Below are 6,144 nucleotides of genomic sequence, written 5' to 3'. Positions count from 1 at the left end.
TGTAGACAGCGCCAGTGGTGCCGTCACCGACCCCGAAGCGCCGCTCAGCGGCCTCCGCGTCCTGGGCGATGACCGCGATGGCGCGTGAGCCCATGTGCTTCTCTTCGCACACCACCCGCGTGACACCCCACCCCGCATACTCCTCGAACGCTTGCTCCGGGTGCTCCAGGAACCCCTCCAGCGTGGAGGTAGCGACCGGCGACATGGTCGGTGGCAGGTAGATCAGCCAGCGTGGGTCGACGGCGAACCGGCTCATCACCTCTAGTGCAGCGGCGGCGTTCTCCTCGGGGATCTTGACCTTGCCGGCATGGGTGGTCTGCAGCCAGCGGGTGCCGGCGACATCGTCGATCTTCAGCACCGTGGGCTCGCGGTCACGGCCGGGCGGGGTGAGCGGTCGGACCGGTTCGTACCACTGTTGCCCGGCCGGCACGGATACGATCTGGCGCTCGGGGTAGCGCAGCGCGGTGAGCGCGCCGCCGAACACGACGCCGGTGTCGAGGCAGATGGAGTTGTTGACCCATTCCGCCTCGGGGACGGGGGTGTGGCCGTAGACGACCATGGCTTTGCCGCGGTACTCCTGCGCCCAGGGGTAGCGCACGGGCAGTCCGTACTCGTCGGTCTCCCCGGTGGTGTCACCGTAGAGCGCGAAGGCCCGGACCCGCCCAGAGGACCGGCCGTGGTAGGCCTCCTTCAACCCGGCGTGGGCGACCACGAGGTTGCCCCCGTCCAGGACGTAGTGGCTGATGAGCCCATCCAGGAAGCTCAGCGTCCGGGCCCGGAAGTCTTCGGGTTCCTGCTCGAGCTGGGCGAGGGATTCGGCCAGACCGTGGGAGATGCTCACCTTCGACCCGCGCAGGGCGCGCAGCAGCTTGGCCTCGTGGTTGCCGGACACGCAAAGGGCGTCGCTGGAGGCGACCATGCCCATGACCAGGCGCAGCACGCCGACTGTGTCCGGGCCCCGGTCGACCAGGTCACCGACGAAGACGGCCTTCCGGCCCTCCGGGTGGGAGGCTCCGATCGCCACACCGGTCTCGTCGACAGCGATGGTCCAGCCCAGCTTGGTGAGCAGGCTCCGCAGCTCCGAGGCACACCCGTGGACGTCGCCGATGATGTCGAAGGGGCCGTGCAGGTCCGCGCGGTCGTTCCACGGACGCTCACGCACGATCCGCGCCGCGTCCGCTTGGTCGGTGCCGCGCAGGACGTGGACCCGCCGGAATCCCTCCTTGTTGAGCTTGCTCAGGGACCGCTGGAGGTCCCGGTGCTGGCGGGCGATGACGTGGCGGCCGAAGTCCCGGTCTGGTCGTGCCGCGTTGCGCTCGACCGCGACCGACTCGGGCACGTCCAGCACGATGGCGTCCACGAGGACGTCGTGGCTCTTGGCGAGCTTGACGAGCGAAGCCCGGGCGGCCCGTTGCACGTTCGTGGCATCGACCACGGTCAGCAGGCCGCGCCGCAACCGTGTGCCGACGATGTAGTGCAGCACGTCGAACGCATCCGGGGTGGCTGCCTGGTCGTTCTCGTCGTCGGCGACCAAGCCCCGGCAGAAGTCGCTGGAGAGGACCTCGGTCGGCTTGAAGTGTGTCCGGGCGAACGTCGACTTACCGCTTCCTGACACGCCGATCAGCACGACCAGGCCCATGGCCGGCACGGTGACCGAGAGACCATCCGAGAATTCAGTCATCACGGCCCTCCTTCCGGGTGAAGATGGCCATCTGGGTCGGGGCGCCGAGTGTCTCGTCGGCCTCTCCGATGCCGCGGCGCTCCACCGTGTAGTCGTACGTGGTGGCAACATGCTCGGTCCAGTCGGAGAACTCCAAGCGGGTCCACTCGAACCGGTGGTCAGGGTGCCGGATGCCCGCCAACCCTTCGTACAGGACGTTGTACTCGCTGTTCGGGGTCGTCACTAGGACAAGCTCGGGCCGGGCTGCGCCCCACACGACACGTTCCAAGGCTTCCAGCCGCGAGGGGTCGACGTGTTCGACGACCTCCATCAGGACAGCGGCGTCGAACCCGGCGAACCGGTCGTCCTCGTAGGTCAAGGCGCTGTGGAACAGCTGTATCCGTTCGGCCTGCCGCTCGCTCATCTGCTCCAGCCGCAGACGTGCGGCGGCATGCTGCAACGACCGCACCGACACGTCCGACCCAGCGACCCGGGTGAAGGCCCCCGTCTTGACCAGTCGGTCGAGGAACTGGCCTGAACCGCAGCCCAGGTCGATGACTGACTGTGCCCCTGCGTCGAGCAGCACCTGGTGGACCGCGGCGTGCCTCTGGGCGTTGAGCGGCAGGCGCTTCTCCTCCAGTTGCCACACCTCCTCGTCCTCGACCGGCTCCACCATCTCGACAAGGTCGTCTCCGAGCTCAGCCAGTCGAGCCAGGGCCACACGCCTCAGGGCGCCGGCCCGGCCGAGGTAGCGGCGCGTGATCAGTTCCCGCTCAGGGTGGGTCGGTAGCCACGCCTCGCCCGAGCGCATCAGCTTGTCCACCTCATCGGGCCCCTGCCAGTAGTGCTTCGACTCATCCAGCACCGGCAGGAGGACGTGCAACTGATTGAGCGTGTCGGCCAGACGCATCTCTCCAGTGAGGCGAAGCCGGACATACCTGGAGCTGCCCCACTCAGGAAATCCGTCGTCCAGCGGGATGGGGAGCGCCTCCACGGTCCAGCCCAATGGCTCGAAGAGGCGGTGCGCAACAACAGGTCCGCCGCGGCACGGCAAAACCGGGATGTTGACTTCCAACGGGATCGGCCGGTCCGCCAGATCCTGTCGGGAGCCGCCTCGCCCGCTGCGGGCGGTGCTGAAAACCTTCGCTAACGCGACGGCGAGCAACGAGGACGCCGCGTATGGACGGTCGTTGACGTACTGCGCCAGGCTGAAGTCCGGGGACCCCTTGCCGCGGGAGCGCGCCAACCGGACAGGGTCGACGTCCAGCACGAGGGCCACCGTGCACCTCTCATCGCTCGCTTCGGGATAGAAGACCGCTGCGGTGCCGAACGACTGCTCGAAGTGCTGCACCCGGTCAGGATGCTTATGCAACAGGAAACCCAGATCAGTCGCCGGCTGGTGCGTCGTCGCCACGGTCAAGAGCACCCGCTCAGTCTGCCCGAGCACCGACGCACAGGTCGACAGGCCCCGCGGGCGCAACTTCACGAGTCAGGCGGTGGGGCCAGGCGCCCCCTGGTGTGCCGACCCACACTGGTGGTCACGACGAGCGACCTGCGGCAGTCTAGGAAGCGTCTGAAAGACGGCGTACGAGGTACTGATTCAGGCTGAGGTGTTCCTGGGCGGCGTTCACGGCTAGCTGGCGGTGTAGGTGCTCCCCTACACGCAGGTTGAATTTGCCTGAGTAGTTGCGGGTCGCAAAGGGCACGGGCACGGGCTCGCCGGTGGCGGTGAGATCGTCGACGACGTCGCGGACGAGATGGCGCAGGCCGACAAGTGCCTCTTCCTGGGTGCTGGCCAGCCAGGACAGGGAGGGTAGCTCCAGGCAGGTAGCGAGGAACTCCTGGTCTTCGGCGGACCAGGTGACGCGGTAGCCGTAGTGGGTGATGTCGATGGTCGTGGTCATCGCTGCGCCTCCTTCTTGTCGATTGCTGTCAGCACCTGTCGTACCTGATAGGCATTGGCCTTGCCGTGCTCGTTCTGGATATTCACGCGCGGGTCACCGGGCCAGGGCTTGTTGAACACCGCGTGCGACCCCCCGCGTGTCCGCGGCGGACCGAAGTAGTGCTCACATACCTGGCAAGTTCCTCGTACCGCGCATTGCGAGGGTTGGTTCTCATCGAGTCCAGGATCTTCGCCACGGACGGCACCCCCCATGGTACCGCCGACAGTACCGAGACTCAACGGCTGAGGGTCGCGCTTTCGCTGGGCTGTCGGGCCAGGTCAGGTGCCGGAGGCCATGTAGGCGGCGAGAATGTAGTTGGGGTGGCGGTCCAGATTCTTACGGGCCCGGTTACGACGCCCCATCGGTCGCGGCGGAGATCGTGGCAGCCCACGCTGGCGCCGACCTGACCCAGGTGTCCGTCGACAGTGCCTCCCGCGCCGAGGCCGACGCCCTGCTGGCCATGGACATCTCCCGTCAGCGGGCTTCCCTCGACGGCCTCTCAGCGTGCGGCCCGTGAAGACCTGGGTTCAAGGCATGAGCGGGAAACGAGAAGGGCCATGGAGCCCGCATTTCTGCAGGTCACCAGCACTTTTGTGCCATGGTCGGGGTGACAGGATTTGAAATAGACACTAGGGCATTTTCGGGCGCTTGTGCCGATCAGCGGATATGCTGTCTGACCTGCGCGAAGGTCACACTGTTACCTTGGGCAGGAGTGGTCACGAGAGGGCAGAAGTGGTCACATCTCAAGGCACGTTCATGGCACGAAAGGCGGCGGCATGGCACGCGATCGACGGTTCGGCTCGGTGCGCCGTCTGCCGTCGGGGAAGTGGCAGGCCCGCTACACATGGGAGGCGCTGGAGCACAAGGCGCCGCGCACGTTCGCGAGCAGGGACGCGGCGGAGGCCTGGCTGCGTACCAAGCGCACGGAGCTGGACACCGGGTGGATCCTCACCCGGGAGAGGCGACGCCGGTCGGTGACCTTCAGCGAGTACGCGCAGGGGTGGCTGGAGGAACGGCAGGACCTCAAGCCGCGGACCAGGGTGCTGTACGCCGGCCAGCTCGACCGTTACCTCCTGCCCGCCTTCGGCCAGCTCACCGTGAACGCGATCACCACCGACACGGTGCGGGAGTGGTGGCGCCGGATGGACCCGGACAAGGCCACGGCCCGTGCCCACGCCTACGCTCTGCTGCGCACGATCCTGGAGGCAGCCCGCAAGGACGACCCGCCGCTGATCGACGTCAACCCCTGTCGGTTGCGCGAGGCGGGCTCGCCGCCACGCCGCCGCCACCGCATCCAGCCGGCGACGCCGGCGGAGCTGGCGACGATCGTGGAGAACATGCCGCCCCAGCTGCGGGCCGCCGTGCTCCTGTCCGCCTGGGGTGGGCTCCGCTGGGGTGAGGTGGCGGAGCTGCGACGCAAGGACCTGTCCGGCAACGTCGTCCATGTGACCCGCGCCGTGGTGCGCCTGCCTGGTGAGGATCCCGAGACGGTGGCGGCGCGCCGTCGACCACGGTTCGTCGTGGGTGACCCCAAGAGCGAGGCCGGCATCCGCGCCGTCACGCTGCCGGCCGCGATCATGCCCGCCATCCAGGCGCACCTGGACGCGATGGAGGACAAGCGACCGGACGCGCTGCTGTTCCACGCCAAGAGCAACCCCGCGCAGCACCTGGCCGTGTCCACCCTCAACAAGGCATGGCACCCCGCGCGGGCAGCGGCCGGGCGTCCGGACCTGCGCTGGCACGACCTGCGACACACGGGAGCGGTGTTCGCGGCGCAGGCGGGAGCGACGCTGGCTGAGCTCATGGCTCGGCTCGGCCACTCGACGCACAAGGCGGCCCTGCGCTACCAGCACGCCGCGGCGGACAGGGACGCCAGGATCGCGGAGGCGCTCTCGGCGATGGTCGAGGCGGGGTTCGCCGCGTCGCGACGGACTGTGAACGTCGCCTTGCCCCCAATGCCTGGCCGAACGCGCCCCTGAGGGGTTCTGTTGTGTTTTTTGTGTTTGCCCTAGAGTAGAGACATGGAGAACGACACGCTGATGAAGACGGGGGCGGTCGCCGAGGCGCTCGGCGTCTCGCGTCAGCACGTCGTCGACCTGTGCGAGCGGGGCGACCTGCCTAGCATCAGGGTGGGGGCGCACCGCAGAGTCAGACGCTCTGACGTCGAGGCCCTGCTCGACGCCCAGTCGATGACGGAGGAGCAGCGCAAGCAGCTGTGGATGCACCAGGCGATGCTCACCCACCTGCTCACCAGGCCGGAGGAAGTCATGGGGCTGGCGCGAGAGAACATCCGGCGCTGGAGCTCCATGCATCGGGCGGACGGCCGAACGGTCGAGTACCTCCGTGAGTGGGACAGCATCCTCGCCCGGGGACTTGAACGGACGGTCGGCACGATCCTCAGCACCAGCCCCCGGGCGCGCGAGCTGCGCCAGAACTCCCCATTCGCTGGCGTCCTGAACCAGACCGAACGGACCCAGGCCCTGCGAGCCTTCCCCGAGAAGCACAGGCCGGCGGCGTGAACTGTCAGCAGCTGGCGCGCTT

Annotated in this window: 7 protein-coding genes; 3 read left to right on the top strand and 4 right to left on the bottom strand. The window is 68.0% G+C overall.

Annotated elements, in window-relative coordinates; translation table 11 throughout:
- From Q4P07_RS09560 to Q4P07_RS09545, 4 genes are all read right to left on the bottom strand, one after another.
- On the bottom strand, positions 1-1,681 hold a 1,681-nt coding region (locus tag Q4P07_RS09560; protein ID WP_303374686.1), incomplete at its 3' end, for a polynucleotide kinase-phosphatase.
- Positions 1,674-3,086, bottom strand: coding sequence for a 3' terminal RNA ribose 2'-O-methyltransferase Hen1 (locus tag Q4P07_RS09555; protein ID WP_303374685.1), 1,413 nt, complete (start codon positions 3,084-3,086; stop codon positions 1,674-1,676). The genes Q4P07_RS09560 and Q4P07_RS09555, both read right to left, overlap by 8 nt.
- Positions 3,087-3,222: 136 nt before the next feature.
- Entirely contained in the window at positions 3,223-3,564 is a 342-nt protein-coding gene (locus tag Q4P07_RS09550; protein WP_303374684.1) for a type II toxin-antitoxin system HicB family antitoxin, read from the bottom strand.
- Positions 3,561-3,683, bottom strand: coding sequence for a hypothetical protein (locus Q4P07_RS09545; RefSeq protein ID WP_303374683.1), 123 nt, complete (start codon positions 3,681-3,683; stop codon positions 3,561-3,563). The genes Q4P07_RS09550 and Q4P07_RS09545 overlap by 4 nt, the downstream gene beginning before the upstream one ends.
- 299 nt (positions 3,684-3,982) lie before the next feature.
- Between Q4P07_RS09545 and Q4P07_RS09540 the strand changes: the two genes are divergently transcribed.
- The 3 genes from Q4P07_RS09540 (at position 3,983) to Q4P07_RS09530 (ending at position 6,122) form a co-directional block, all read left to right on the top strand.
- Complete coding sequence (locus tag Q4P07_RS09540; RefSeq protein ID WP_303374682.1) at positions 3,983-4,120, top strand: hypothetical protein; 138 nt, start codon at positions 3,983-3,985, stop codon at positions 4,118-4,120.
- Positions 4,121-4,379: 259 nt separating this feature from the next.
- Positions 4,380-5,582 carry a site-specific integrase gene (locus Q4P07_RS09535; RefSeq protein ID WP_303374681.1) on the top strand — a complete coding sequence of 401 codons (1,203 nt, stop codon included), beginning with the start codon at positions 4,380-4,382 and terminating at the stop codon, positions 5,580-5,582.
- Positions 5,583-5,624: 42 nt separating this feature from the next.
- Complete coding sequence (locus Q4P07_RS09530; protein WP_303374680.1) at positions 5,625-6,122, top strand: helix-turn-helix domain-containing protein; 498 nt, start codon at positions 5,625-5,627, stop codon at positions 6,120-6,122.
- Positions 6,123-6,144: the final 22 nt, after the last annotated feature.

The sequence above is a fragment of the Ornithinimicrobium sp. genome (assembly GCF_030537745.1).
GTDB lineage: Bacteria > Actinomycetota > Actinomycetes > Actinomycetales > Dermatophilaceae > Ornithinicoccus.
The sequence above is the reverse complement of the archived record's forward strand: the minus strand, read 5'-3'. Positions and strand labels throughout refer to the sequence as shown.

Bases quoted from the DNA above. Each gene is read 5' to 3' on its own strand.
- Q4P07_RS09530 (WP_303374680.1), top strand. From the start codon at position 5,625: ATGGAGAACGACACGCTGATGAAGACGGGGGCGGTCGCCGAGGCGCTC.
- Q4P07_RS09550 (WP_303374684.1), bottom strand. From the start codon at position 3,564: ATGACCACGACCATCGACATCACCCACTACGGCTACCGCGTCACCTGG.
- Q4P07_RS09535 (WP_303374681.1), top strand. From the start codon at position 4,380: ATGGCACGCGATCGACGGTTCGGCTCGGTGCGCCGTCTGCCGTCGGGG.